This is a genomic window from Candidatus Sulfotelmatobacter sp., from assembly GCA_036500765.1.
GTDB lineage: Bacteria > Acidobacteriota > Terriglobia > Terriglobales > Acidobacteriaceae > Sulfotelmatobacter.
In genome coordinates this window covers 669,740-694,923 of sequence record DASYBM010000004.1, presented here as the reverse complement: position 1 = coordinate 694,923, position 25,184 = coordinate 669,740, and the positions used below count along the sequence as shown (strand labels likewise).

The following is a 25,184-nucleotide window of genomic DNA, read 5'->3' as shown; positions in this document are numbered from 1 at the left end:
CGTGGTTCTTATGCGGATTTTCACATGGCGGGTGGGCGAAGTCAATGAACCTGGAGTTGCGGGCGGGGGGGATGGTTTGCGCAGGCAACCGTCGAGCTAGGCTCGACCGGACAGCCGGGGGCGGCTGTCCCCACATAAATCAAAAGCGCGAACAAAAGAAAGGCCCGGAACTTGTCCGGGCCTTCGTGCGACCTCGCATCCACCATTGGATCACTGGCGGTTGAACGCTGGGGCCGCGTTGTGCTCGGCGACGATTTTCTTGGCGTTGTCGGCGAGAGCTTTTGCCTGCGGCAGAAGCTCGAGGCCCTTGACCACTTCGGGATCGGATTCGGCGCGAACTTTCATGCCTTCATCCTGCCCGAAGGCATCGACAAAAATCTCCGACTTGATGTTGGATTTGATCCAGTCGCTGTTGTCGAGGAGATCCGCCTGCGTGTAGGAAATGCTGGCCTCGTCAAGCGATTTGCGGAATTCCTGCATGGTCGCTTCGTCGACTTCAAAGCTCTTCGTGGGTTTATGGTTGACCACGTAGCGTTTGGCAAAGTTGAAGAAAGCGTAGTGTTGAAGGAGCGTATCCTGAAAGTGGTTGCTCTTCACGGGAGGAACGTTCACGTCGGGAGTAATACCGCCGCCGCCGTAGACGGTGCGTCCGCTGTCGGTGAGCTTCACTTCGCGGGTTGCGTTGTTTGGATTGTCGGCCTGATCGCGATTGTAATAATAGTCGTAGAGAGAAATGTTGCTGTAGTCGCGCTGGATGAGGCGGCCGCTGGGCGTGTAGTAGTGAGCGGTGGTCAGGGCCAGGCCAGTATTTTCAGACAGCGGATAGACCGTCTGCACCAAGCCTTTACCGAATGTGACTTCACCGACGATCAAGCCGCGGTCGTGATCCTGGATGGCGCCGGAGACAATTTCCGCCGCCGATGCTGTGAGCCGATTGACCAGCACGACCACAGGATAGTCTTTGCCGCCGTTACCATGCTGCGCGATGTAACGCTTCTCGGCTGAAGCGCGGCCGTGGTGCGAAACGATGAGTTGGCCTTTCTTCAGGAACTTGTCGGCGACGCCGACGCCCTCGCTGAGCAATCCACCCGGATTGCCGCGCAGGTCGAGAATGAGTCCCTTAAGATCGCCGAAGGAATCGAGCGCATCCGAGACTTCATGCTCGGTGGTTTCGTTGAAGCCATTCACATGCATGTAGCCGATGCCGGGCTTGATGAGGAAATGAACGTCGACGCTGTAGCGCGGAATTTCGTCGCGGACGAGGGTAAACTCCATCGGCTTCTCGACGCCTTCGCGCGCGATGCTGATGTGAACCGTGGTCCCTTTGGGTCCTTTGAGCAGATCGGCGACATCGCCGGTGCTCATGTTCTCGGTCGATTTGCCGTCGACGGCGATGATTACGTCCCCGGGATGAATGCCGGCCTTGTAGGCGGGCGTGCCGGTGAAGGGATAAATGACGATGACTTTGTTATTGCGCGGGCCGACGGTCATACCCACGCCGTAATATTTGCCGCGCTGGTCTTCGCGCATGAGCGCGTAGGACTTCGGATCGAAGAAATTGGAGTGCGGATCGAGTGCGTGTAGCATGCCGGGAATTGCGCCATTGTAGATGGCCTTGTCCGCGTTGACCGGCTCGGCGTAGTTGTCCTCAACGAGAGAGTAGACGTCGGTGAACTGCTTGAGGCTGTCCTTGACTTCGGAGTCGCCCGTCATCGACGACTGTTGGCCGGAACGCTGGGCGAACAGAATGCCCAGAAAGCCACAGGCAACCAGGAAAAAAACTACAAGGTAAAGTGAGCGGCGTGAACTACGAGCCATCGTGAAATTTCCTTCGTTGAGGGCTGACTTCCACCCCAGCTGCGGAGCTGATTAACCGCAGTATATCACCAACTTAGACTGCGCCGGACCGGGAAGGTTACCATCGGCACCAGTCCCGGAATCGCGTCTCTTATCTGATGCGGCGGAAGCGGAATTGGTTCCCGCGCGCGCGCCGAAACAGTTCAATCCGAGTCGCAGCCGCACTCGGCGCAGATCGACGGATAGCTTTTGTACGTGATCGGTCCACGCGTCTGCTGCCGCGGGCAAACCAGAATTGCATGGCGGCAACATGATAACGCGGCCCCGCTTGTGCTGGCGCAGTTCGTCGATTACCTGTCCACCGTCTCTCGGCTACGCGCTGACCGAGACTCCGGCTGAACCAGCTGGCGTCAATGCGGCGGCCGGATCGAAGCTGAGCCCGACCTGCTGCAAATCGCCCAACAGACTGCTGTAAGCGGATTGCGCGGCGGAGACGTCCCCCGTCTGCAAGTTTTGCCCGGGTTGGCTTCCCGGCGGGTCAGTCTGCACGTGCAAGTGGCGATGATGAAGATGGGTTTGTTCTATTTTCTGAAAATCCTGCTTGGCCGCGCCGTATTCCTGTTGCGCGCCGGCCAAGTTTCCCGACTGAAGATCCTGACCGAGCTGCTGCAAGGTTTGCAGGATGGGGTCGGTGCTTTGCAGTGGGGAAGCTGCCGGGTTGGACTGGGGCGTGACTCCCAGTTGCGCGAACTCCTGCTGCGCGGCGGAAATATTGCCGCTCTGGAGGTCGGTGCCGAGTTGCTGGAACTCCTGCTGAAACTTCTGGAGGTTATTGTGAATGGCCGGGTTGCTGGCGTTGTTGAAAGTGCTGCTACTGGAAATACCTGCTACGGACATAGGCTCTCCTCGATGGGAACGGTTGGGTCCGGATGCTGTCGGCGAGATGCCGACTGATGCCGGCGTGTTCTGACTGCCGGGGTTCATTGCCGCCGGACCACTCGAGAGTGGCACGTCCTTTGCCAAACAGAAGTTTCCGTTTATGGCCGCCGAAACGTCAGATTTAAAGAGGATTTGTGACTGAAGCCACGTCGCGGAGGAGAATGCGAATGAAAGCGCGGCAACAATTGCCCACTCATGACAATGAAGATCTTGCCCAGCCATTAACGCTGATAAGCTACGGTTTCCAGCGTGATCGTTAGGCAGGAGCGAGATGCGGCACATTGTCAAAGCCATGTCTCGTGCCGCATTGCCGCATTTCCTTTATCGGCAGTATGATGAAGCGCATGAGCATTGCGGACACGATCTTCCTGTTTGTGCTGGCCCTCGTGCTCTTTGGGCCCAAGAAACTGCCGGAGATCGCGCGCACGATCGGGAAGTACATGAACGAATTCAAACGCGCTTCGAATGAATTCAAGGCGCAGATCGAGCAGGAGATATCGAATCTTGAGGTGGAGAAGCGGCAGACGATTCTGCCCCCCAGTCCGCCGGTGACCGGCGTGACGAGCCGCAGCGCAGCCAATCAAACCCTGAGTTCCAGCACGGCGGAAAACGCCACGCTTGCTTCCGCTAACGACGTTCCCGCCACCGAAACGTCTGCGACTTCCACGCCTTCCGACGACGAACCGCTTTTCGCCGCCGACGCCGGATCAGCTTCTACCAGATCATCCCCCACCGACGTAAAGTCTGAGAGTTCGCAGGAATCGCATGTTTGATTTCGGAGCCGCGCGCGCCGGCGGCGAAGGCGAAACTGAGCCCATGACCACGATGGGCTTTCTCGACCACCTCGAAGAGCTGCGCAAGCGGATCGTCTATTCCCTGATGGCGGTGGCCGTCGGATTCTTTGCCTGCTGGTGGAAGGTGGAGCGCATCTACGACGTGATGCAGCGGCCCATCATCGATGTGCTGCGCAAGAACCACATGCCGGAGAAGCTGGTCTATTTGAATCCAACCGATCCCTTCAATCTTTATATAAAAATCGCCGCGCTGGCCGGATTGTTTCTTACTTCGCCGTTCGTGCTTTATCAGGTATGGATGTTCATCTCGCCCGGCCTTTACCGGAACGAGAAGCGCTACGTGGTGCCGTTCATGATCTCGACGATTGCGTTGTTCACGACCGGCGGATACTTTGGCTATAAGATCGCCTATCCGATGGCGCTCGATTTTCTGATCGGTTTCGGCAAACAGTTCATGCCAATGATTACGATCAGCGAGTATACGCAGCTTTTTCTGACCATCATTCTCGGCATGGGAATTATTTTTGAGATGCCAATTCTCGTGTTCTTCCTGTCGTTCATGGGGATTCTCAGTGCCGGGTTCATGGTGAAGAATTTCCGCTACGCCATCATGGTAATTTTCATCGTCGCGGCCATCGTCACGCCGACCACTGACATCCTAAGTATGTGCATTTTTGCTTCTCCGATGATCGCGCTCTATGGAGTAAGCATTGGGGTGGCGTGGCTGGTGCATCCCACGCAGCGCAGGGCGAGGGAAGAGCTGAAGAAAGAAAAGCAGGCGCAAGCATGAAGCTCAGCAGGAGGGACAGAACAACTTTGCGGTGGATCGTGCTGATAGGCCTGGCTGTGGTACTCGCCTGCGATCGCGACAAGGAAACCGCCAGCAGCCACGCTCCGACCGCAGATGCGCAGAATATTCAGGACGCTCGTACGTCGCCCTTGAATCTTCCACCGGATTCGGGGCCTCCGCCTAAATTCGATGGCGATCGCGCCATGCAATATGTGAAAGACATCGTGAGATTCGGACCGCGGCCGCTGGGGAGCGCCAATCATAAGAAGGTTGAGGAATATATAGCGTCGCGCTTGAAGGGCGATCAGGTGGAAGACGATCTTTTCACGGCCGATACGCCGGAAGGAAAATTTCCCGTCCACAATATCATCGCCAAGTTTCCCGGCAACAAGGACGGCATCATCGTAGTGGCCAGCCATTACGATACGAATTATCCGTTGCGCAATACTTCGTACGTTGGAGCGAACGACGGCGCGTCGTCGAGTGCTTTGCTGCTTGAACTCGCCAACCAGTTGCGCGGCAAACCGCGCGACGGCTACAGCGTCTGGCTGGTGTGGGACGACGCGGAAGAGGCGATGAAACCGGACGGTTCCGGCGGCTTGCCTCAGGTAATGCCTTTCGATCAAGACAGTCTCTACGGCATTACCCATTTGGCCGAGAAGTGGCAGGCTGACGGAACTTTGAAAAAAGTCAAAGCATTTCTGTTGGCCGATATGATCGGCGACGCCGACCTCAGCGTGGAACGCGACTCCAATTCAACTCCGTGGCTGGAAAATGTCGTGTACGAAGCGGCGACCCGCGCGGGCTATCAATCGCACTTCTTCACGCGCAACAACCAGGTTGGCGACGACCACGTGCCTTTTGTGAAGCGCGGCGTTCCGAGCGCTGACCTCATCGATTTTCAGTATGGCTACAACAACGTTTTCTGGCACACTACGCAGGATACGATCGACAAGCTGAGTCCTAAGAGCCTGGAAATCGTCGGCACAGTAATTCTGGAAACCGTCCGCATTCTCGACAGCATGGAACCGCTGCCGCCGAAATAACTGCGGCGCCAGCGTCAAACTTAACCGCAAAGATCGCGAAGGAAACGCAAAGTCGCGGGGAAAATCTTGGCTTTCTTTGCGTCCGTGGCGCAGCGATCTTTGCGGTCAAAGGCTGTTTGCGTAAGCTCCATTGCTCGCTATTTTTGCGCTTTTCTGGAAATTCATTTCTAATGCACCCACTTATGCGAACTGCCAAGGCCCTGGTATTTTTTTCTGCATGCATCTTGTGCTTTCAATGTCTCGCTGCCACTCCTGCTGAGCCGAGTGATGTTAATCGGGTGATTCAGGCCGCGCTTCAGCCGTCGCCGCTGGAAGTGAATCTGCATCGCCTGACCGATGAGATTGGCGGCCGCGTTCCGGGAACTCCGGCAATGCAACACGCAATTAACTGGGGCGTGCAAGCGTTCACAGCCGCCGGCGCTGACAGCGTTCATACCGAAGGTTTCACCATTCCGGCATCCTGGACGGAGGGCGCCACGGAAATGACCGCGACTACTGCCTACCAGGTCGATCCCGCGAAGGTGGGCGGCGGAACGGTACTGTCGCCGTTTCGCGTGCGGGCGGTTTCGGTGGCGTGGGCTCCCGCGCTGGCTCCGGTGAAGCACGTGCCGATCGTCGATGTCGGCGATGGCGCGACTGCGGATTTCGCGAAAGCGGGAGACATCTCCGGCAAGATCATTCTGGTTCATACCGTCGTGTTGAAAACCTGGGACGATCTGTTTGCGGAGTACGAGAAAGCGCTACCGGTAGTCGATCTCGCGGTAAAGGGCAAGGCGAAGGCGGTCGCCTTCATGGCGACGCGCGAGCACGACATCCTCTACCGGCACACGAATTCGTCAGCAGGAGAAATTGACCGCCTGCCGATGGTGATCGTTGCCCGCGAGGACGGCGAGCGAATCGCACGCCTGCTGGCCGCGGGAAATCTGGTATGGGGCGACCTCTCCATTCCCAATCAGATTGGCGGGCCAATCAAGTCATCGAATGTGGTGGCGGAAATCCGCGGCAGCGAAAAGCCCGACGAGTTCGTAATCCTGGGCGCGCATCTCGATTCGTGGGAATTGGGGACGGGCGCGCTGGATAATGGGTGCAACGCCGCACTGGTGATCGATGCGCTGCGGGCCATCAAGGCCTCGGGCGTGAAGCCGCGGCGCACCATTCGCTTTATTCTTTTCTCCGGCGAAGAGGAAGGGCTCATCGGCTCGCATCTGTATGCCTACAACCATCGCGCTGAACTCGACAAAGCGGCGGGAGTAATTATTTACGATTCCGGCACGGGAAAGACTACCGGATTTTCCGTGGGGCGCAAAGATACCGTCGCCGCTGCGAAAGAGCTGATGGGGCCACTGGCGCAATTTGGCACGAAAGAGGTGAAGCCCGACATGGAGTGGGGAACTGACCACTTTGATTTCATGATGGAGGGCGTGCCCACGTTCGTCGCCGATCAGGAGGAAGCCAACTATCTGGAAAACTATCACGCCGTCTCCGACACTTATGACAAAGTTGATTTTGCGCAATTGAAGAAGAACGTAGCGGAGGCTGCCGCCCTCAGCACTGAGTTGGCAGATCTATATGCGAAGATCGGTCCGCGCCTCACCCACGATCAGATTGAGCAGACCATGCGCGACACTAAAAGCGTGGGGATGTTCAAGGCCTTCGGCATTTGGGATGACTGGGCCAGCGGACAGCGGGGAAGGCAGAAGTAAATGCGGCTTCCGGCCTCGGGCTTCCGCCTTCCGCAGCCCGTCTGGGCGCCTACTGTATTGGTAATCTAGAACGTTCTCTCAATAAGGACATCCGGAAGCCCGAGAGCCGGAAGCCTGACGCCAGGAATGCCATTGCTCTATTTCTGGATCCTCTTCAATCTTTTCGCGCTGGGCATGCTGGTGCTCGATCTGCGCGTTTTTCATCGGGCGGGCCGAGTCATCAGTTTTCGCAACGCGTTGTGCTGGAGCGTTGTCTACCTAGTGCTGGCCGCGGCGTTCGGCGCACTTTTGTATTTCTGGCAGGGGCACCAGGCCGCGCTGGAGTTCGTCACGGGCTATGTGCTGGAGATTTCTCTCAGTGCCGATAATCTTTTCGTCTTTCTTCTGATCTTCAACTTTTTCGCGGTTCGAGAGGAGCAGCAGCATCGCGTTTTGTTCTGGGGCATTCTGGGTGCGCTGGTTATGCGCGGCATTTTTATCGTCGCTGGGGTCGGGCTCATTTCCCGCTTTCATTGGGTGCTTTACATTTTTGGGGGCCTGCTTATTATCAGCGGAATTCGGTTCCTGGCGATGGGGGATCACAAGGTCGATCCTGCAAGGAATCCGGTGGTGAAAGCGCTGCGCCGCATCATGCCGGTGACCAGCGACTATCGCGGGGGAAAATTCTTTGTCCGCAACCCGCAGGATCACTCGCGTCTCTACGCGACTCCGCTGCTGCTGGTGCTGCTGGTAATCGAAACCACTGACGTGCTGTTTGCCGTCGACTCGATCCCCGCGGTACTTGCAGTCACGCTTAACGCTTTCATCGTCTATACGTCAAATGTCTTTGCGATTCTGGGTTTGCGCTCTATGTACTTCGCCGTCTCGGGACTGATGAAGGTTTTTCGCTTTCTGCATTACGGATTGGCGCTGGTGCTGATTCTGGTAGGCGCGAAGATGCTGGCGGCGGAGTATTTTACGGTGCCGGTTACCACGACTCTAGGCGTTGTCGCGGGGATAATTCTGCTCTCGATCGCGATGTCGGTTGCTATTCCATCGGCCCGAAAAAGGTAAAAGGTTTTTCCGGCAGACGCGGCGATCAGGGGCTTTTCCGGTGCATACGCTATTATTGAACCGCATGGCGCAAGCGACTATCCACGTGCTTCCGAGGCCCTATCAGGCCTGGATTGAGAACGGCCTGCTCACCCGGGCGGGGTCGGTGTTGAGCGAACTGTTGCCGCAGGCGAGCCGCATTTTTGTGGTCACTGTGCCTCCGGTGCGCAAGCGTTGGGGATCGAAACTGGTGAGTTCTCTGAGGTCCAGCGGTTTTGCCCCGCAGGTAATTCCCATGCCGGATGGCGAGCCGACCAAGCGCCTGGCGACCGTGGAAGCTCTCGCCGACAAACTGGCGCGACTGGGCGCCGACCGCAAGGCGGTGGTGATCGCGCTCGGCGGCGGAGTGGTGGGTGATGTCGCCGGATTGCTGGCTTCCCTCTACATGCGTGGAATCGAATTGGTGCAGATTCCGACGACTGTGCTGGCGCAGGTGGACGCTTCCATCGGCGGAAAAACCGCGGTCAATCTGGTGGCCGGAAAAAATATGGTGGGAACGTTTCACCATCCGCGGGTTGTGCTGATCGATCCCACGGTGCTGAAGACTTTGCCCGATCGCGAATTTCGCGCCGGACTTTATGAGGCGCTCAAGTGTGGCGTGATCGGAAACGTCGAACTATTTCTGCGCTTCGAGCAGAATCGAGCGCGCATTCTGAAGCGCGATGCGATCGAATTGGAGTGGCTGATCGCGCAATCGGTAAAGCTGAAAGCCGAAGTGGTATCCGCAGACGAGCGCGAAGAGGGCCTGCGGCGCGTGCTGAATCTTGGGCACACGATCGGCCACGCGCTGGAGGCTGAAACCGGCTATCGGAGACTGCTTCATGGCGAGGCCGTCGCCTGGGGGATGATCGCTGCCACCAATATTGCGCTCAGCGTCGGCCGCACCGACAGCGTAACTGCGGGGCGCATTGCGGACGCGGTGTTGAGCCTCGGGCGGCTGCCGGAAGTGAATGTCAGCTCGCGGAAGATTCTGGCGCGGCTGCAGTCTGACAAGAAAACGCAGAATGGAGTCGTGCACTTCATTCTGCCGCGGGAGATCGGCAAGGTGGAAGTCGCCAGCGACGTGCCGTCTGCAGCTGTCGTCGATGCAGTGGAAGAATTGCGGCGCCTGTCGCGGGGCGGCTGGGTTTGGGCGAAATCGAAGGAGAAATGAAAATGCAAGAAACCGCGCAGCAATACACGCAACGAATCTTGAGCAACGTCGACGGACGAGAGGCGCTCACTGTTCAACAGGCAACGCCGGCCAGGCTCAAGAAACTAATTCGCGGGTTGAGTGCCAAACAACTGAAGTGGAAGCCGGAGCCGGGGAAATGGTCGATTGCCGAAATCCTGGCCCATCTGGCGGACGCGGAGATTGCCGGCAGTTGGCGTATGCGTTTGATCGTTGGAGCCAGCGGAACCGAGGTTCATCCTTTCGATCAGGACGCATGGGCCGCGGCCTTTCAATATGCCAAGCGCGACGCAAGAAACTCGGTCGAAGTTTTCCGCGTACTCCGCGAGAATAACCTCGCAATGCTGAAGGCTCTTCGCCCGGAAGACTGGGACAAGTTTGGGATGCATCTGGAGCGCGGAAAGGAAACCATCGCGCACATGACGCGCATGTTCGCCGGGCACGATACGAACCATGTGCGGCAGATCGAGGGCATTGTCTCGCAACTCACGTCTCGACCGAAGAGAACGCGGAAGTAGGCCATAGTAATGGCGGTCATGGAGCAGGGAATCAACAAGGTAACCATAGTGGGGGCAGCTCCGGAGGGGGCAAGCGATCCCCGCGCCGCCGCGACCGCGGTGCGCGAGATGTTCACCTCGATCGCTCCGCGCTATGACCTGCTGAACCACGTATTGTCGTTCAACATCGACCGTATGTGGTGGCGTCGCGCGTCGCGCGTCTTTCGCGACATCTTGAATCGACCCGGCGCGCGGATTCTTGACCTGTGCTGCGGAACTGGGGACATGGCGTTTGCACTACGGCGGCAAGCAGAGCGGTCGTCTGCGGAGATTTTGGGCGCGGATTTTTCCCACGCTATGTTGCAGCGGGCCACGGCGAAGTCAACCGCGCACAAGTCGTCGAGTAGCCCGATGCCGCATTGGATCGAAGCCGACGCTCTTAATCTGCCGTTTCCCAGCGCGCATTTCGATCTCGTGACCTCGGCTTTCGGCTTTCGCAATCTCGCCGACTACGACGCGGGATTGAGTGAAATCGTGCGCGTGCTGCGGCCCGGAGGCGAGTGCGGCATTCTCGATTTCGGCGAGCCCAACGGATTGATAGGCGCAGTCTATCGAATTTATTTCAAGCAAGTGCTGCCCCGACTAGGCACAATGATTTCTGGCGTCCGCGGCCCGTATGCTTATCTTCCCGCGTCGGTTGAGCGCTTTCCACCGCCGGAGGAAATGGTGGATCGGATGAAACGCGCGGGTCTGGTGGAACCCACATGGACGCCGTACACACTGGGAATCGCGGGCCTGTATCGAGCAAGGAAGTAACCCTGCCCACGTAGCGACAGCCGTCCTCGGCTGCTCCCCGAATGCGAAGCCGAGCGGAATCGGTTCCAACTGCTCTGCGAACTTTGAACCGGGCTACGCCGCATCCCGGAGCAATTTGCTCAAGGCCTTAATATCTGCCGCGCCGACCTCCCCCAGCACAAAATATCGCAAACCGTTCTGCCGCCAGTTCTCCGCATTAAAAGACAGTGTGTGCAAAGTCCCAGCGGGCAAATCAGCGGTTGGCTCGCCGCGATCCTGAAAAATAAAAACCGAAATCTCATGCTTGCGCAGCTGATAAATCAAATGCGCGCCCGGAGTCTGGGCAAGATACGTCACGCGCCCTCCGAGCAACGTGAACTCCGATCCCTGCAACTCCGGCAAATTGAAGGTGAAAGGAATCCTTCCCTGAAACCACGGCTTTACCGTGTGGCGGTCGCTGGAAACGACGTCAACCGGCGACGCGCCGGCCAGAGCGGCGACATGCAGGTCGGCGAGTTCGCTATACACAAGCTGCCGATGTTCGCTTTGCTTCCGCGCATAAAGATTCACTCCGGCCGAGAGAATGATCACCGAGAGCGCCGGCACAGCGACGATCGAGAGCCACGCGCTTTTCCGGGCCGGTCTCACGGCGACATTTTTCGAAATTCGATTCCGGAATTCCGCGCTCGGGGCGAAGCGCTTCCCAGCCAATTGAACGGACCGCTTCATCTGCACGCGTTCCAGCACGTCATTGGCGCATCTTGCGCATACCCTTATATGCGCTGCCAGCCCAGCAGCGTCAGCCGAGTCGAGTTCGCCGTCAACGTAGGCATCCCGCTTTTCGCGCCATTGCTCACAGGGTCCGTGTTCATCAGGCATGACGTCCTCCTTCGATCCTGGTCCGCAACAAATCGCGCAGTGCCTTCCGTGCCCGGGACAGGCGCGACATCACGGTGCCGACGGGAACAGCCAGCGTTTCCGCAATCTCGTGATACGACATTTCCTCCACCTCACACAGCAGCAGAATCTCGCGGAAGGGAATTGGCAGATCGGTCAGCGCCCGCTGCATCATTTCGCAATCAGCTTGACCGAGCAAGATGCTCTCCGGTGTATTTGTCTCGGCAGGCAAGAGACTTTCGTCGATTTCCTCGCCGAGCGCGATCGTCGTCTTCAGCCCAGTTCGTGAAGTCAGAAACGAATTTCGCAGAATTCGATACATCCAGGCGCGGAAGTTTGTGCCGGCTTGAAATGAGGAGAATCCTCGTAACGCCTTGGCATAGGTTTCCTGCACCAGATCTTCGGCCTCTGCGGTGTCCTGGGCGAGCCAGCGCGCGAAATTGTAGAGCTGGTCGAATAAGGGCATGGCCAGTTCTTCAAAGCTCGCGGCAGATACGGGCTGGTTCGGCACCTTCATAGGTAAACCTGTCCCACGCTAATTTATTCCCTCGCCGGCGGCAAATAGTTGCGGGTATAAACCGCGCAACTCGGGTTATCAGGGATGCTCTGCTCGCCAGACGAAGAGAGAACTCGAATCAGGTCGTGGCGGCCGCGTCGCGGCGAAAGGAATCCGCGAATGCATCGGCGATGGTGTAGCGAATCACGTGCTCGTATTCCGGACCGAGGAAGCGGCGGAGGCGATCCGTGTTCATAATGTACTCGCTGGTCATATAGGGAACTGCTTCGGGGGGAATGGCGGAAATTTTATTTTTCCATAGGAATTGCAGCACCTGCTGCATCGCCCACCGGCCGGGCACGCGCACAAGTTTAGCCTGCGCCATCTCGACGCATTGGCCGAAGGTGAGTGGATCGCCGCGGCCGGCCACGTTGAGCACGGTCAGGCGTTGCATTTCCGGTTCGCGCTGCAGGATGTGCTGGATGAGCCGCGCCATGTCGTCGATATGAATGAATTGAATCTTGTTATCGAGATACTGCTGACCGCGCGGAAGCATGCAGGACAGGCGTTTGCCCTCGCCGCGCATTTTCTCGGCACGGAGGCCTTTGCCGTTGGGAGTGCCCCGGAACGCTCCCATCAGATAATTCTCGACGCTGGCCCCGGCAAAAATGTGGGGCCGCAAAATATAGGCGCTACAGCCGCGCAGCGCGTGGGAGCGTGTCTGCACAACCTCATCGGATTGCCTCTTGTGAATTGCGTACGGCAGAGTATGCGCGCCGAGCGCCGACTCCTCGGTAACAGGGGCAGGCAGATCGGATCCATAAGCGGACACGCTGCTTGCAAAGAGGAACTGCTTAACGCCATCGTCGGTACTGCGATTGGCTTCGGTGATGGCTTCCATCACACGCGCCGTACCCGCAACGTTGATCTGCCACATACGTTCGACATCGAGCACGCCGGTGCGGACAGGATCGATCACGAATGCGAGATGAACCACCGCGTAGGCATGTGTGTCGCGCAGCAATTCATACAAAATGCGAGTAGACGATTCCTGACCCAGGTCCAGGCTCTCGAACTGCATCTCGGTGTCGGTTTGGGGTGGAATCAGGTCCACCCCAATCACCGAATAACTTCCCAGCAGCGGCAGTAGCCTGGAGCCCAGATTGCCCGACACACCGGTTACTACGACGACAGGTTTGGGCATCAGTTCGGTTTTGCCGCCGGCGGTTGCGCCGGAGGCTGGGTTTGCGGAGGAGCCGTTTGCGAAGGAGCGGCTTGCGGCGGTGCGGTCGGTCCGGACGGCACAGGACGCGGCCGCGGCATGCGCGGAGGCGGTGCCGTCCCTACTCCGCCTGGGAAGTAGGCGTCATTCGTTTCCACCTTGAACGAGTTGGTGACTTTGTCCATCATTTCGCGCGTGCGATCGTTTTGCAATTTGCTGTGGATTTCATTGGTCGCCTGATCGAGTGGGATATGAGTCGTGCTAACCAATTTGTAGACATAGTGTCCGCCGGAATCGCTGATGACTTGCGATACTTCAGCCGTCTTCAAGTCGAACACCGCTGCATGTGCCGGGGGCAGGCCGGTGCGGCGCACATTGGGCAGATTCACCGACGGTGATTCCATTTTCATTCCTGCCGCTTCGTAGGCCTCTTTCTGAAGCTTGGCGAAGTCCTCTCCCGCCGCGGCGCGGGCCTGCAAGCTCTCGGCGAGTTTGGTCATGTCCTGTTCGCCTTGGTCGGACTTGGTTTTTTCGGCGGCTTCTTTGACCCTCTTCTCGTCGTCGCTTAGCTTTTCGTCTTTCTGCTCCTCGTTGGCTTCCGCCTCCGGCTGTTTATTGCGCGGAACATAGAGCCGGTCCAGGTTAAATTGCTCGAAGGTTTCGGCGTGTTCGTTGTAATACTTCTCGATATCCTCGGGAGGAATCTTGGCCGCGTCTTCCTGGATCTTGCGTTGTAGTTCGCTGGTCAGGATTTGCATCTTGGCGAACTTAACGGTCTCATCAAACTGTTTGGTTTTTTCCAGGCCTTCTTTCTTCGCTTCGCCGGACATCCCAATGAAGCGGGGCAGGACGCCCGCCAGTTGCTTTTTCGTCTGGGGCGTCACATTGGGAATCAAGGCCTTGGCCAGTTCTTCAAACTGGGCCTTGGTGATGACCGTTTTGCAATCGGCTTCAGCGGTCTTTGCCTTGACTACTGGCTTTGCGGCAGTGCCCTTGGCGGCTGCGGGCTTGGGTTGTGGCGGACACACGCCGATCACCGTGATCACCGCGGCATTTTCCGGAACCGAGGCCGAGGTATCGGGCCCCGCGTTCTGCGCCGCGGCTCCTGGCGCCATCGGATTGCCCATTTTCATCGGCGGGTTCGACGGTGCGCTGGTCGGCGCGCTCGGGGCGGCTTGTCCCCAGGCCAACGTACCCAGCAAAACACACATCAGCCAACTCTTATGCATAAATATTCCCTCCAGGATTGGTACTTCAGAAAATTGAAAATGCCGAGCAGTAAATCCTAGCACAGTTGCCTTCCGTTTTCCGCTCAACGAGTGTGCATTTAACCCGAGAATGGGGGCTAAACCACGAAGTACCGCGACGGTATTTGATACAGGATATCCTTGGCATGACTTCATGGCCTTCACGAATCGAAATTCGCATGGCGCTTTCCGCTCGCAGCGGCGATAATTCGTGCATGTCGGGTAGCCCGGCCATTTCTTCGGCGGACTTGATGCGCTCGGAGAAGCGCGGAGCGGCGGGGACATCTGTTCTGGCCTCGGTTCTCATCACGAGCCTGAAGATCGCAGTGGGCGTCAGCACCGGAAGCTTGGGCATTCTTTCGGAGGCGGCGCACTCCGGACTCGACTTAATCGCCTCGCTCCTCACCTTCTTTTCCGTCGGTGTTTCCGACAAGCCCGCCGACGCCGATCACCAGTATGGCCACGGCAAGATCGAGAATTTCTCCGCGTTCGTCGAAACCGGACTGCTGCTGCTGACCTGCGCCTGGATCATCTACGAAGCTGGGTTGCGCCTGTTCTTCCGACGCATTGACATTGAACCTTCGATCGCAGCTTTTGCGGTGATGCTGTGTTCGATGGGACTCGACTGGTGGCGCTCCCGCGCGCTCGGCCGCATCGCGGCGAAGTACGACAGCCAGGCCCTCGAAGCCGACGCGTTGCATTTTTCCACCGATATCTGGTCGGCGGGGGTGGTCGTGCTCGGGTTGATTTTAGTTCTGATGGGGCGGGCCTATCGGGTGGAGTGGCTGCGCGCATCCGATCCGATCGCGGCATTGTTCGTGGCGGGAGTGGTAGTTTCGGTGAGCTGGCGGCTGGCCCGCCGCACCGTCGACGCTTTACTCGACGCTGCTCCGCCGGGAGTGCGCTCTAAGATTTATGACGCCGTTCTGCGCGTAGAGGGCGTCATCGAAGTCGATCGCGTACGCATCCGGCGGGCGGGGAATCGTTATTTCGCCGATCTCGCCGTCGGGCTGGCGCGCACTGTGACCTTTCAGCGCTCGGGCCAAGTGGCCGCATCGGTCACCGAAGCCGTGCGCAGAGTTCTACCTGACGCCGATGTCACCGTTCAGCCGCTGCCACGCGCCCAGCGTTCGGAGAATATTTTCGACCAGGTTCGCGCCGTGGCCACGCGCAATAATCTTAATGTGCATGACATCAGCGTGCAGGATTTCGCCGGCCGCCTGCACGTAGAACAGCACATCGAACTCGATGAGCGCATGTCGCTCAAAGACGCGCACGACCAGGTCACCGAACTCGAGGCCGACATGCGCCGCGACGTTTCCGAAATTGCCGACATCCTTACGCACATCGAGAGCGAGCCGGCTACGATCGAAAAGCCGGAAGAAGTGGTGAGCGACGCCGAACTCGAATATCGCCTCAAAGCCGTGGCCTCACAGTTCCCGGAAGTTCTCGATGTCCACGACTTCATCGTCAAGCGTGTGCGCGGGCGCCTATATATCTCGTGCCACTGCACGCTGCCGGACGATCTTTCTCTGGCGCGCGTGCACGATATTCAGACGGAACTCGAAATCCGTTTCAAGCAGGACGCTCCCGAGTTGTTCCGCGTCCTGATCCACCCCGAACCCAGCACGGATAACCGGAGATAGAAAGTGATATCCGCCAAGGCAATCTGGACCGACAACGAACGTTACGTCGCCGAAGCCACGTCGCGACATGCGATCGTGATGGACACCGCGACCGAGAAGACTGCCAACAGCCCGATGGAACTGGTGCTGATCGCTTTGTGCGGCTGCACCGCATCGGATGTGGTCGGCATTTTGCGCAAGAAGCGCGAGTCGTTTGCGAGCCTGGAGGTTAGCGCCAGCGGCGAGCGCTCATCGGGCTATCCGGCCGTCTTTACTGAAATCAGCCTGTTGTATCGCATCACTGGTAAAGTTTCTCGCAAGGCGCTGGAAGATGCGGTACGTCTCTCAAAAGAAAAATATTGCTCCGTCTCGGCGATGCTGGAAAAGACTGCGAAGATTACGTCGAAGATTGAAATCGTAGATTAGCTTGAATGCTCAGCTTCGGAAAGAGCGAAAACAAATCACGTCAAGACTTGCGTCGGGTCCGCCCCCCAAAAAGAAGCGAGTCCCGGAGCGACGGCATCAAAAGCTTGAGCACATCTCAATGACCGTCCGCGCCTTGTTCTACTTCCAACCCGGTTGCCTCTCCTGCGAGCTGATGCGAATGGTGCTCGAAGCCAAGGAAATTCCCTTCGAGGAGCACGACATCAGCAAGGACCTGGAGGCCCGCCGCATCATGACTGACGAACACGACAGCACCGAGACCCCAACTCTCGTCGTCTTTTCGGGCGAAGAAGTGGACGTTATTGTCGGCTTCGATCCTGTGCGCCTTGACCAGTTCCTCGACCCCGCCCCATCATCGGATTCGGTGACTGAATCCTGAACTCCGCAAATTCCAGTCGAAGCATTTCTCATCCTCTGCGCGGATATTTCTTTATCGGCAGTGCCGCATTTCTTTGGGGAGTTTCCGCCGTGCTCGGACGCGCTGTTTTTACGGGAAAACTCTCGCTGACTGGCGAGGCTGTGCATCCGATCAACCCGATCATTCTGTCGCAAACCCGGACATCGTTCTCGCTTCTCGTATTGCTGCCTCTTCTCGTCTGTCGGCGCGGATGGCGACGCATCAAGCTGCCCACGTCCGATCTTATCCACTGCCTCGTGCTCGGCATAGTGGGCGTGGCCGCCTCTAACTATTGCTATTACGTCGCCATACAAAAGATGAGCGTCGCGGTCGCCATCATCGTGCAATACACCGCGCCGGTCTGGGTGCTGCTCTACGTGGTCGCTCGCGGCCAGCAAAAGCTTTCGCTGCAAAAAGTTGCCGCCGTGGCGGTCGCCGTTGCCGGAATCGCGTTGACCATCGGCATTGTCAACGCAAGGTCAGTGTCGACTCTTCGCCTCGACTCCTACGGTTTCATCGCCGCGCTGTTCGCGTCCTTCTCGTTCGCGTTCTACAACGTCGGCGGACACCGCATCCTCGCCCGCCACGACCGTTGGCGCGTGCTGGTCTGGACGCTGACATCGGCGTCCGTCTTCTGGCTCTTCGTCAATCCTCCGTGGAAAATCGCGGCCACGCATTACGCTGCCGCGCAGTGGGCCTTTCTGTTCGCCTTCTCGGTGATCTCGGTGCTGGGACCGTTCTCGCTCTACTTCCGCGGCCTCCAACATCTCGAACCTACGCGCGCCATCATCGCCAGCTGCCTGGAGCCAGTCTTCTCGATCGTGCTAGCCGCGGCGCTGTTAGGCGAAGTGCTACGTCCCATTCAGACGTTGGGAATTGTGCTGGTGCTGTCGGCAATTCTGATCGTGCAATTGCCAGGAAGAGGCAGCCAGGAATCGGTGGTGATCGACCCGATAGAGTGAGTCCTAAGAGGATGTTTACTTCGCGGTTACTTTCGTGCGCCGTATGACAAGCTTTTTACAACTTAACGAGAAGTTCTTGGCTACGCTGTAACCATCCAGTCAAGCTTTTCGAGGTCATCGTTTCGAGGTCAATCCGCGAGGTCATCAGTATGAGAGTCCGCTCCGCGATCTTCGTGCCGGCGTTTCTAGCAGCTTGCCTGACGCCCTGTTTTGCCCACCACACCGCCGTTGTGGTCAATAAAGAAAATGTGGTTGAAAATGTAACCTCTGCTCACCTCGCGAAAATTATTCGCGGCGAGGTCAAAAAGTGGCCTGACGGCAAGAACATCACCCTTGTACTCCACAGAGATTCTGCCGGAGAAGCCGGGACCCTGGAGCGGCTGAACAAAATGACACCCGCCGAATGGAGAAGCTTTCTGGCCGCACACAAAGATTCTATCTTGTTCGTTGACAGCGACGCCGATGTCCTCAAAGAGGTTCAGGCTGAGCCGGGGGCGGTGGGATTGGTTGAAGTTCACTCCATCGATAACAGCATTAAGGTTGTCAGCGTAGACGGCAAACTCCCGATGGAGTTCGGCTATCTGCCTCATTAGTCCGTGAGCAGCGACGCTGGGGCGGCAGCCGTTCGGCGTGACGTTAGCTTGCGCTGCTTACGCCGATCGCCCTTCTTAGCAAACGAAAATAGCGCCGAGCCTTTTTCACGTCGCGGGCAATCTGCTCCCGCAGAGCGTCGACCGATGGAAATTTAATCTCATCCCGCAGTCGCTCCAGGAAACAAATCTCCACCTCCGTCTCCGGCAGCAGTTCAATGGGATGGAAATTCAGCAAGTGAGTTTCGATGGCGAACAATTCCGCGCCAAACGTCGGACGATTGCCCACGTTCGTGACCGAATCAAACGTTCCTTTGCCGACGCGCGTGCAGGTGACGTACACGCCATCTTGCGGCACCAGTTCTTCGTAGCGGGCCAGGTTGATGGTCGGAACGGTATATTTCGATCCATAGCCGCGTCCGCGTCCGGGCGTGCCGAGAATGCAGAACGGACGTGACAACAGATGCCGCGCTCGACTAACGCTCCCGGCGGTGAGCAGCTTGCGAATCTGGCTGCTCGATACGGTTTCGCCGCGTAATCTCATCTCAGGATAAATCTTGACTTCAAATCCCATCTCGCGGCCGAACTCGGCCAGTAGATTCATATCTCCCGAGGCCTTGTGCCCGAAGCGGAAATTAAATCCTTCGTGTACTTCGCGCGCATGAAGCTTCTTCTTGAGAATCCGCTCGGCAAACTGCCGCGGCGTCATCAGCGAGAGATCGCGCCCAAAGGGAAGCAGCAGAACGGCGTCGACGCCGGTAGCTTCGAGCAGTCGCAGTTTTTCAGGAGTCGGCGTGAGCAGCTTCAATTCCGCCTCGGGCCGCAGGATTCGCGTCGGATGCGGCTCGAAAGTCACCGCGACGGACTTGGCTCCGATTGGTCGCGCACGCGAAACGATCTCGCCCAGCACGTGCGCGTGGGCGCGATGGACGCCGTCAAAGTTTCCCACGCTGACTAGCGTTGGGCCGAAGTCGGCGGGAACTTCATCGAGTGTGCGGAAGATACGCATAAGAAAAACGGCGTCGGACCTCAGACGTCAGACCTCTAGCGTCAGTCAAGCTCAGGGATGCGGACGGTATTTACTCGTTGTCAAGCCAAAGATTCCGCAGTAACCGAATCGTCCTCGCTAAGGTCCGAGGTCTGATCGCCCGACGCCCGCTTTTTAGATTTCAAATTCCAACTTCATTCCGTCATGCGCCAAGCGCACATGCCGCGGCAGCGTCGCATTCGTGGCTTCGTGCGCAAGATCGTGGCAAATGTGCGTGAAAAACGCGCGCTTCGGCTTCAGCCGGTCCACAATCGCCAGAGAATTCTTCACCGTCGAGTGCGTGGGATGCGGCTTGTGGCGCAGCGCGTCGAGAAACAAAATATCCAGACCTTCCAGTTGATGCAGCGAAGATTCCGGAATCTCGCTGTGATCGGTCAAATATGCGGCCGAGGCAAAACGGTAGCCGTAAATCTGGGTTTCGCCGTGAATCAAAACGACCGGCTCGAAGTTCACTCCGAACACTTCGACGGGGCCGTCGATCGGACGCAGTTCGAGCAGGGGAAGCCCGCCAAACTTATAGTCTGCGTCGAAGATGTAGCTGAACATACGGCGCAGAAACGCGGCCGCGTCGGGCCGCGCGTAAAGCGGCAATTTCTCCGGCTTGTGCCGATAGCTGAAAGGGCGCAGATCGTCGATGCCCAGAATGTGATCGGCATGAGTATGCGTATAGAACACGGCATCGACACGAGTAATCTTCTCGCGCACGGCCTGCGTATAAAAGTCGGGAGTGGTATCGATTAATACGACCTTGCCCTCGAACTCGAGCATGATCGAGGGCCGCGTGCGGCGATCGTGCGGATCGCGCGAACGGCAAACGTCGCAGTCGCAGCCCAGCGTGGGCACGCCCATTGACGTCCCACTGCCGAGCACGGTCAGGGTCGCTCTCATCTTCCTCCGGTTCCGGTTCTGCCTCCGGTCCCGGTGGCAGGCCCCGCCTGCGGCGGGCGTGCGAGCGCATTGGTGACTTCGACGTACGCCATGCGCAGTTCGTAGAGACTGTTCTGTAGGAAATTTTCTTCCGCCGGAGTGAGATTGCCTTTGGTTTTTTCCGCGATCAGGCTGAGCGTGTCGATGGTCTGGCGCGCGCCAATAATGTCAACCTGAGGCTGCCCGCCCTGTTGACGCATTAATCCCAGTTGCATCATCGAGGTCATATAGAGCGAAGCCAGAAAGCGCTCAAACGTGATCTCGAAATCTTTTGCGGAATGCCCGCTCATTTCGACTTGCGAGTCGAGTTCTTTGGACGACTGCCGATACGCCGCCGCCTGGGCCTCTTGTTCTACGCTGCTCGGGGGTACTGGCATATCGCGATCGAGCGAAGCGGCGCCATCCCCAGACGAAGGAGTGGGAGCATTTTCAGCGGGAGCCGCCGTCGCCGCGCTGGCCGGCGAAGGTGCAGGCGCAGGCTTGGGTGGTTCCACCTCTTCCGCGACCTCGCTGCGTAATTCGCCATCCGCCGTGAACAGCCGGCGGTCCGTTACTTTAAATCCAGATTGTTCTTGTCTCTTCTCAGCCATAATTCCTCTCTCCAAAAAACGATGCCATTTAGAAATCGATGTCGTTTAAGCCGATGTCCTCCCGGACGAAGCCGTTCTTCAGGCGAAGCGAGGGATCTCGGGCGCATCATCGACGTGCGTGCGCTGCACCGCGATGATCTGCCGCATTCCGCGTAAACCGAGTCATGCCTGGCGCTGTTCGAGCGAATTCTCTTCCCGCAAAAGATGACTCTCTGCCAGCGGCAACTGCACCACCATCGCCTTGGCCTCGCCAATCAAGACCTCTCGCCCCGGCACCCCAATCTCGCGTCGGATGTATCCGAGAGCCAAAGTCTTGGTTCGATCGCCAACTTGAATCGAAGCCGCGCTCGTAACTTCTCCCACGTCCTTCCCGCCGGAGACAACTTTGACTCCCGGAGCGATTCCGCGTGCGTCTGAGAGAAATCCCGTAAACTTGCGATGCACGGCCCCGCGCGAGCGAATGCGCTCCACGATCTCCTGCCCCACGTAGCATCCCTTGTTGAAGTTCAAGGCGCGCGCCTGCTCGGTCTCCTGCGGCAGATCGCGCTCGCGAATGTCCACGCCATTGCGCGGAATTCCTGAGACGATGCGTTGCATCTCTAACGCTTCGGAACCGACGGGCACGGCTCCAGCTTTCAATAATGCATCCCAAACTGGCCTCACGTGGGCAGGCGCCATCCATACTTCATAGGATTCGTTGCTCGCATCGTCGCTTCTTACGATCATGCACGTCGGGCAGCCGCAATCGCAATCGCACTCTAGGATGTGAAGCTGCAGCGGCTGCAATTCCGGAAAGTTCAGGCCAGCAGCCTGCAATACGGCGCGGCATCTCGGCCCGGCAACGCCCAGCGCGGTCAGTCGATCACTCAGATTCGTAACCTCAACGTCATCCATAATGATGTAGTGGTCGAAGGTCGCCAGAATTTTCTCGGCCTGGCTACAGTCCATGTCAACCGTAATAGAGTCTCCGCGGTTATAGGCATACAGATCTCCGAGAATGTGCCCCTGCGGATTCAGCAGAAAGGAATAGACGCCCTGGTCCGTGCTCAAGTCGCGAATATTATTCGTGACCATACCGTTCAGCCAGCGCACGCGGTCGTCGCCGGTCAGCGAAATCTTGGTGCGGAACCCCAAATCGTAGACGCCACAACGGCTACGTAGCGCTCCGAACTCGGCCTGCGGATCGCCGAAGCGCGCCGCAGTGGTTGCTCCGCGATACTCGGCTACGCTCGCCGCGCCTAATCCTTCCGCGTGATTCTGGAGTGCAGTCAGCCCCATAGCTATAACCATTCCCGTAGTTTCGATTATAGCGATTGTGTTAACTTTCCTGCCGTGGACTCAAAAAACGAAACCGATCAGCCTAAGAAGAAGCGGGTAGCCGTCATCCCCGGAGACGGCATTGGCCAGGAAGTGATTCCCCAGGCCGTGAGGGTCATTCAAGCCTCCGGAGCCGCCGTTGAATTGACCGACTTTGACTGGGGCGCCGACCGCTACCTCCGCGACGGGGTCACCGTGCCGCCGGACGGCTTTGCCACGCTGGCCCGCGAGTTCGATGCGGTTCTGGTGGGCGCGTTCGGCGATCCGCGGGTCAAAACCAACATCCATGCCAAGGAAATTCTGCTCGGCATGCGCTTCAAAATGGACCTCTACGCCAACGTCCGTCCGGTCCGCCTGCTCGATGCGGCGCTCTGCCCGTTGAAGGGAATCGAGCCCAAAGATGTTGACTTCGTCGTGCTGCGCGAGAATACGGAAGGCGTCTACACCGACGCGGGCGGCGTTTTCAAACAGGGAACGCCGGATGAGATCGCGACCCAGGAAGACATCAACACACGGAAGGGAGTCGAGCGTATCATCCGCTATGCGTTTCAATATTGCGAACGCCACACCAAGCTCGATGGTTCGAAGCGCAGCAAAGTTCTGATGTGCGATAAGTCGAACGCCATGACCCACGCCGGAGGCCTGTGGCAGCGCGTGTTCAAGGAAGTCAGCAGCGAATATCCTCGAATCGCGGCGCAGCACATGTACGTCGATGCCCTCTGCATGCAGATGGTGCGCGATCCGCGCCAGTTCGACGTGATCGTCACGAATAATATGTTCGGCGACATCATCACCGACCTCGCCGCGGGCTTGCAGGGCGGCCTCGGCTTGGCCGCCAGCGGCAACATTCATCCCGGCAAGACTTCGATGTTCGAGCCAGTACACGGCTCCGCCCCGCCAATCGCCGGCAAGAATATGGCGAATCCCTTCGGCGCGATTCTGACCGCGGCGATGATGCTGGCTCACTTGGGGCTGGTCACAGAGGCCGCAAAAATCGAAGCCGCGATGCTCGAAGGCATTCGCCAGAAGAAGACAACGCAGGATATCGGCGGATCGCTGGGAACGAAAGAAGCAGGCGAATGGATCACTGAAAGAGTTGCATCGATATCCATAGATTGACGGGATTGGTCGCGTCCATGACGGAAGAGTATAAGAAAACGTATAAACTCAATCTTAATGAATACGGCTAAAGCGAGCTCGTCGAGGATTCATCGGTTAGTTTTTGCGGTCGGCTTGTTCGCGTTGCTGACTTCCGGGCTTTGCTTGGAAGCACAAGATCAAAGCCCGCAATCTCCCGCTCGGCAGCAGCAAAATCAAAGTCAAGATCAAAAGCAGGCGGACAAGAATGTCCGCTCCACACAGGATCCGTCCATACAGGATCCGCCCACACAAGATCAGCCAGCCAAGCCCTCCCCACCGAACGAGAAAGAGGAAGTTAAGATCACTCCGCGACAGGCGGAGGAACTATTTCACTCGGTCGATGAGATTCTCACCTTCGACAGCAAGCAGACCGGGCTGCCCATCAAGAAAGAAGTAAAGCGCAAGCTCACCAGCCGCGACGAGGTCGTTGCCTTTCTCACCAAGCACATGGACGATGAAGACACCAAGCGTCTGAAGCGGTCGGAGCTGGTGCTGAAAAAGTTCGGCTTACTCCCGCGCGATTTCAAACTGGAAACCTTCATGGTCGCTCTGCTGCGCGAGGAGGTCGCCGGGTACTACGATCCCAAAACCAAAACCGTGAACCTGCTCGACTGGGTGCCCATGGAAGAGCAGGAGCCGGTGATGGCTCACGAGTTGACGCACGCGTTACAGGACCAATCGGTGGGGTTGAATAAGTGGCTGAAAAAAGGCGACAAGGACCTGGGCGAAATCAAGAAAGACCCCACGTCCACCGACATTGAAAACGATGAAATCAATGACGTGCGCGAAGCCGTCATCGAGGGCCAGGCCCAGGCCATGATGTTCCAATACGCCATTGCCCCGACGGGCCGCTCGATCGTGACCTCTCCGGAATTGGTCGACGCATTGGTCGATGAGACCCTAACCGGATCGGCCAGCACCAAGGTGTTCAACTCAGCTCCTATCTTCATGAAAGAGTCGCTCACATTTCCCTATGGTTACGGGTTGAATTTCGTCGTCGAGGTGATGCGAAAGGCCGGCACGCAGAAAGCATTCGCCGGCGCGCTACAAAATCCGCCGCATACTACGCGCCAGATCATGCAGCCAGAAACGTACTTGTCGGGGGAAAAAATCGAACCCATGCCGGTGCCCGATTTCAGGCACGATTTCAAGGATTATCAGAAGTTCGATGTCGGCGCGATGGGAGAATTCGACGTGGCGGTGCTGGTCGAGCAGTATGAGGGCAAGCCCGCGTCGAAGGAGATGTATCCGGAATGGCGCGGCGGATATTACTACGCCGCCAAATCCAAAGCCGATCCCGCCGCGCCGCTGGGGCTGCTCTACGTTTCGCGGTGGTCGAGCGCCGACAAGGCGGCCGAGTTTGCCGAAATTTACGCGCGCTCGCTTCAACAGCGCTACACAAAAGCGGAAGCGGTTGGCGATCCTGCGGTGAACGCAACGGGCGCGCAGAGTTCAGAGTCCACTGCAGAGCTGAAAGGCCGCCATTCATGGACTACGGAAGAAGGCGCGGTGGTGATCGAGGAACAGGGTGACACGGTCTTTGTAAGCGAAAGTCTTGACGCAGCCACGACCGCCATGCTGGAGAAAGAAGTATTCGTAGCCAAATAAATCATGTAGCCCCAGGCGCATTCGTCCGGGAGCCAGTTCCAGTGTGCCGC

The 25,184-nt window shown here is 57.8% G+C and carries 25 protein-coding genes; 15 read left to right on the top strand and 10 right to left on the bottom strand.

Annotated features, from left to right (window positions below; genetic code table 11):
* Positions 1–210 precede the first annotated feature (210 nt).
* Together VGM18_05910 and VGM18_05905 are read right to left on the bottom strand one after the other, a co-directional pair.
* Positions 211–1,818 carry a S41 family peptidase gene (locus VGM18_05910; protein HEY3972519.1) on the bottom strand — a complete coding sequence of 536 codons (1,608 nt, stop codon included), beginning with the start codon at positions 1,816–1,818 and terminating at the stop codon, positions 211–213.
* Positions 1,819–2,169: 351 nt separating this feature from the next.
* Positions 2,170–2,694, bottom strand: coding sequence for a hypothetical protein (locus VGM18_05905; protein HEY3972518.1), 525 nt, complete (start codon positions 2,692–2,694; stop codon positions 2,170–2,172).
* 386 nt (positions 2,695–3,080) lie between these two features.
* Here VGM18_05905 and VGM18_05900 point away from each other — a divergent pair, with 386 nt between their 5' ends.
* The 8 genes from VGM18_05900 to ubiE all read left to right on the top strand — a co-directional run bounded on the left by VGM18_05900 (position 3,081) and on the right by ubiE (position 10,645).
* Positions 3,081–3,509 (top strand): twin-arginine translocase TatA/TatE family subunit, encoded by a 429-nt coding sequence (locus VGM18_05900; protein HEY3972517.1) that lies wholly within the window; start codon positions 3,081–3,083, stop codon positions 3,507–3,509.
* The gene (gene tatC, locus VGM18_05895; GenBank protein ID HEY3972516.1) at positions 3,502–4,320 is read left to right on the top strand and encodes a twin-arginine translocase subunit TatC; all 819 of its coding nucleotides are present in this window, start codon (positions 3,502–3,504) and stop codon (positions 4,318–4,320) included. Before VGM18_05900 ends, tatC begins: the two co-directional genes overlap by 8 nt.
* Before the next feature lie 26 nt (positions 4,321–4,346).
* A complete protein-coding gene (locus tag VGM18_05890) occupies positions 4,347–5,366 on the top strand; it encodes a M28 family peptidase (GenBank protein HEY3972515.1) in 1,020 nt (339 codons plus the stop codon).
* A 278-nt stretch (positions 5,367–5,644) separates the two neighbouring features.
* On the top strand, positions 5,645–7,069 hold the full coding sequence (locus VGM18_05885) for a M20/M25/M40 family metallo-hydrolase (GenBank protein ID HEY3972514.1): 1,425 nt from the start codon (positions 5,645–5,647) through the stop codon (positions 7,067–7,069).
* Positions 7,070–7,195: 126 nt separating this feature from the next.
* A complete protein-coding gene (locus tag VGM18_05880) occupies positions 7,196–8,122 on the top strand; it encodes a TerC family protein (GenBank protein HEY3972513.1) in 927 nt (308 codons plus the stop codon).
* A gap of 64 nt (positions 8,123–8,186) precedes the next feature.
* Positions 8,187–9,314 (top strand): 3-dehydroquinate synthase, encoded by a 1,128-nt coding sequence (gene aroB, locus VGM18_05875; GenBank protein HEY3972512.1) that lies wholly within the window; start codon positions 8,187–8,189, stop codon positions 9,312–9,314.
* A complete protein-coding gene (locus tag VGM18_05870; GenBank protein ID HEY3972511.1) occupies positions 9,311–9,850 on the top strand; it encodes a DinB family protein in 540 nt (179 codons plus the stop codon). Before aroB ends, VGM18_05870 begins: the two co-directional genes overlap by 4 nt.
* 9 nt (positions 9,851–9,859) lie before the next feature.
* Positions 9,860–10,645: a bifunctional demethylmenaquinone methyltransferase/2-methoxy-6-polyprenyl-1,4-benzoquinol methylase UbiE gene (gene ubiE / locus VGM18_05865; protein HEY3972510.1), complete on the top strand. Its 786-nt coding sequence runs from the start codon at positions 9,860–9,862 to the stop codon at positions 10,643–10,645.
* A 93-nt stretch (positions 10,646–10,738) separates the two neighbouring features.
* On the opposite strand, the gene VGM18_05860 is transcribed toward ubiE, so the two are convergent.
* From VGM18_05860 to VGM18_05845, 4 genes are all read right to left on the bottom strand, one after another.
* On the bottom strand, positions 10,739–11,503 hold the full coding sequence (locus VGM18_05860) for a zf-HC2 domain-containing protein (GenBank protein HEY3972509.1): 765 nt from the start codon (positions 11,501–11,503) through the stop codon (positions 10,739–10,741).
* Positions 11,496–12,038 (bottom strand): sigma-70 family RNA polymerase sigma factor, encoded by a 543-nt coding sequence (locus VGM18_05855; GenBank protein HEY3972508.1) that lies wholly within the window; start codon positions 12,036–12,038, stop codon positions 11,496–11,498. Before VGM18_05855 ends, VGM18_05860 begins: the two co-directional genes overlap by 8 nt.
* 118 nt (positions 12,039–12,156) lie before the next feature.
* A complete protein-coding gene (locus VGM18_05850) occupies positions 12,157–13,221 on the bottom strand; it encodes an NAD-dependent epimerase/dehydratase family protein (GenBank protein HEY3972507.1) in 1,065 nt (354 codons plus the stop codon).
* Complete coding sequence (locus VGM18_05845; GenBank protein ID HEY3972506.1) at positions 13,221–14,468, bottom strand: hypothetical protein; 1,248 nt, start codon at positions 14,466–14,468, stop codon at positions 13,221–13,223. The genes VGM18_05850 and VGM18_05845 overlap by 1 nt, the downstream gene beginning before the upstream one ends.
* Before the next feature lie 197 nt (positions 14,469–14,665).
* On the opposite strand from VGM18_05845, the gene VGM18_05840 reads away from it, so the two are divergent.
* From VGM18_05840 to VGM18_05820, 5 genes are all read left to right on the top strand, one after another.
* On the top strand, positions 14,666–16,132 hold the full coding sequence (locus VGM18_05840) for a cation-efflux pump (GenBank protein ID HEY3972505.1): 1,467 nt from the start codon (positions 14,666–14,668) through the stop codon (positions 16,130–16,132).
* A gap of 3 nt (positions 16,133–16,135) precedes the next feature.
* On the top strand, positions 16,136–16,537 hold the full coding sequence (locus VGM18_05835) for an OsmC family protein (GenBank protein ID HEY3972504.1): 402 nt from the start codon (positions 16,136–16,138) through the stop codon (positions 16,535–16,537).
* Positions 16,538–16,655: 118 nt separating this feature from the next.
* Positions 16,656–16,934 (top strand): glutaredoxin domain-containing protein, encoded by a 279-nt coding sequence (locus VGM18_05830; GenBank protein HEY3972503.1) that lies wholly within the window; start codon positions 16,656–16,658, stop codon positions 16,932–16,934.
* Positions 16,928–17,914: a DMT family transporter gene (locus VGM18_05825; GenBank protein ID HEY3972502.1), complete on the top strand. Its 987-nt coding sequence runs from the start codon at positions 16,928–16,930 to the stop codon at positions 17,912–17,914. Before VGM18_05830 ends, VGM18_05825 begins: the two co-directional genes overlap by 7 nt.
* A gap of 149 nt (positions 17,915–18,063) precedes the next feature.
* Entirely contained in the window at positions 18,064–18,507 is a 444-nt protein-coding gene (locus VGM18_05820; GenBank protein ID HEY3972501.1) for a substrate-binding domain-containing protein, read from the top strand.
* A gap of 43 nt (positions 18,508–18,550) precedes the next feature.
* Here VGM18_05820 and VGM18_05815 read toward each other — a convergent pair whose 3' ends face one another.
* From VGM18_05815 to VGM18_05800, 4 genes are all read right to left on the bottom strand, one after another.
* Positions 18,551–19,513, bottom strand: coding sequence for a bifunctional riboflavin kinase/FAD synthetase (locus VGM18_05815; GenBank protein ID HEY3972500.1), 963 nt, complete (start codon positions 19,511–19,513; stop codon positions 18,551–18,553).
* Between the two features lie 153 nt (positions 19,514–19,666).
* Positions 19,667–20,440, bottom strand: coding sequence for an MBL fold metallo-hydrolase (locus VGM18_05810; GenBank protein HEY3972499.1), 774 nt, complete (start codon positions 20,438–20,440; stop codon positions 19,667–19,669).
* Positions 20,437–21,069 carry a DUF1844 domain-containing protein gene (locus VGM18_05805; GenBank protein ID HEY3972498.1) on the bottom strand — a complete coding sequence of 211 codons (633 nt, stop codon included), beginning with the start codon at positions 21,067–21,069 and terminating at the stop codon, positions 20,437–20,439. The genes VGM18_05810 and VGM18_05805 overlap by 4 nt, the downstream gene beginning before the upstream one ends.
* A 162-nt stretch (positions 21,070–21,231) precedes the next feature.
* Positions 21,232–22,347 carry a folate-binding protein gene (locus tag VGM18_05800; protein HEY3972497.1) on the bottom strand — a complete coding sequence of 372 codons (1,116 nt, stop codon included), beginning with the start codon at positions 22,345–22,347 and terminating at the stop codon, positions 21,232–21,234.
* 54 nt (positions 22,348–22,401) lie between these two features.
* Here VGM18_05800 and VGM18_05795 point away from each other — a divergent pair, with 54 nt between their 5' ends.
* Positions 22,402–23,505: a 3-isopropylmalate dehydrogenase gene (locus tag VGM18_05795; GenBank protein HEY3972496.1), complete on the top strand. Its 1,104-nt coding sequence runs from the start codon at positions 22,402–22,404 to the stop codon at positions 23,503–23,505.
* A gap of 144 nt (positions 23,506–23,649) precedes the next feature.
* On the top strand, positions 23,650–25,134 hold the full coding sequence (locus tag VGM18_05790) for a hypothetical protein (protein ID HEY3972495.1): 1,485 nt from the start codon (positions 23,650–23,652) through the stop codon (positions 25,132–25,134).
* Positions 25,135–25,184 lie beyond the last annotated feature (50 nt).

What these genes read in the sequence shown, in the direction of transcription:
- VGM18_05910 (HEY3972519.1), bottom strand. Translation starts at nt 1,818, where the DNA reads ATGGCTCGTAGTTCACGCCGCTCACTTTACCTTGTAGTTTTTTTCCTG.
- VGM18_05905 (HEY3972518.1), bottom strand. Translation starts at nt 2,694, where the DNA reads ATGTCCGTAGCAGGTATTTCCAGTAGCAGCACTTTCAACAACGCCAGC.
- VGM18_05900 (HEY3972517.1), top strand. Translation starts at nt 3,081, where the DNA reads ATGAGCATTGCGGACACGATCTTCCTGTTTGTGCTGGCCCTCGTGCTC.
- tatC (HEY3972516.1), top strand. Translation starts at nt 3,502, where the DNA reads ATGTTTGATTTCGGAGCCGCGCGCGCCGGCGGCGAAGGCGAAACTGAG.
- VGM18_05880 (HEY3972513.1), top strand. Translation starts at nt 7,196, where the DNA reads ATGCCATTGCTCTATTTCTGGATCCTCTTCAATCTTTTCGCGCTGGGC.
- aroB (HEY3972512.1), top strand. Translation starts at nt 8,187, where the DNA reads ATGGCGCAAGCGACTATCCACGTGCTTCCGAGGCCCTATCAGGCCTGG.
- VGM18_05870 (HEY3972511.1), top strand. Translation starts at nt 9,311, where the DNA reads ATGAAAATGCAAGAAACCGCGCAGCAATACACGCAACGAATCTTGAGC.
- ubiE (HEY3972510.1), top strand. Translation starts at nt 9,860, where the DNA reads ATGGCGGTCATGGAGCAGGGAATCAACAAGGTAACCATAGTGGGGGCA.
- VGM18_05860 (HEY3972509.1), bottom strand. Translation starts at nt 11,503, where the DNA reads ATGCCTGATGAACACGGACCCTGTGAGCAATGGCGCGAAAAGCGGGAT.
- VGM18_05855 (HEY3972508.1), bottom strand. Translation starts at nt 12,038, where the DNA reads ATGAAGGTGCCGAACCAGCCCGTATCTGCCGCGAGCTTTGAAGAACTG.
- VGM18_05850 (HEY3972507.1), bottom strand. Translation starts at nt 13,221, where the DNA reads ATGCCCAAACCTGTCGTCGTAGTAACCGGTGTGTCGGGCAATCTGGGC.
- VGM18_05845 (HEY3972506.1), bottom strand. Translation starts at nt 14,468, where the DNA reads ATGCATAAGAGTTGGCTGATGTGTGTTTTGCTGGGTACGTTGGCCTGG.
- VGM18_05840 (HEY3972505.1), top strand. Translation starts at nt 14,666, where the DNA reads ATGGCGCTTTCCGCTCGCAGCGGCGATAATTCGTGCATGTCGGGTAGC.
- VGM18_05830 (HEY3972503.1), top strand. Translation starts at nt 16,656, where the DNA reads ATGACCGTCCGCGCCTTGTTCTACTTCCAACCCGGTTGCCTCTCCTGC.
- VGM18_05820 (HEY3972501.1), top strand. Translation starts at nt 18,064, where the DNA reads ATGAGAGTCCGCTCCGCGATCTTCGTGCCGGCGTTTCTAGCAGCTTGC.
- VGM18_05815 (HEY3972500.1), bottom strand. Translation starts at nt 19,513, where the DNA reads ATGCGTATCTTCCGCACACTCGATGAAGTTCCCGCCGACTTCGGCCCA.
- VGM18_05810 (HEY3972499.1), bottom strand. Translation starts at nt 20,440, where the DNA reads ATGAGAGCGACCCTGACCGTGCTCGGCAGTGGGACGTCAATGGGCGTG.
- VGM18_05805 (HEY3972498.1), bottom strand. Translation starts at nt 21,069, where the DNA reads ATGGCTGAGAAGAGACAAGAACAATCTGGATTTAAAGTAACGGACCGC.
- VGM18_05800 (HEY3972497.1), bottom strand. Translation starts at nt 22,347, where the DNA reads ATGGGGCTGACTGCACTCCAGAATCACGCGGAAGGATTAGGCGCGGCG.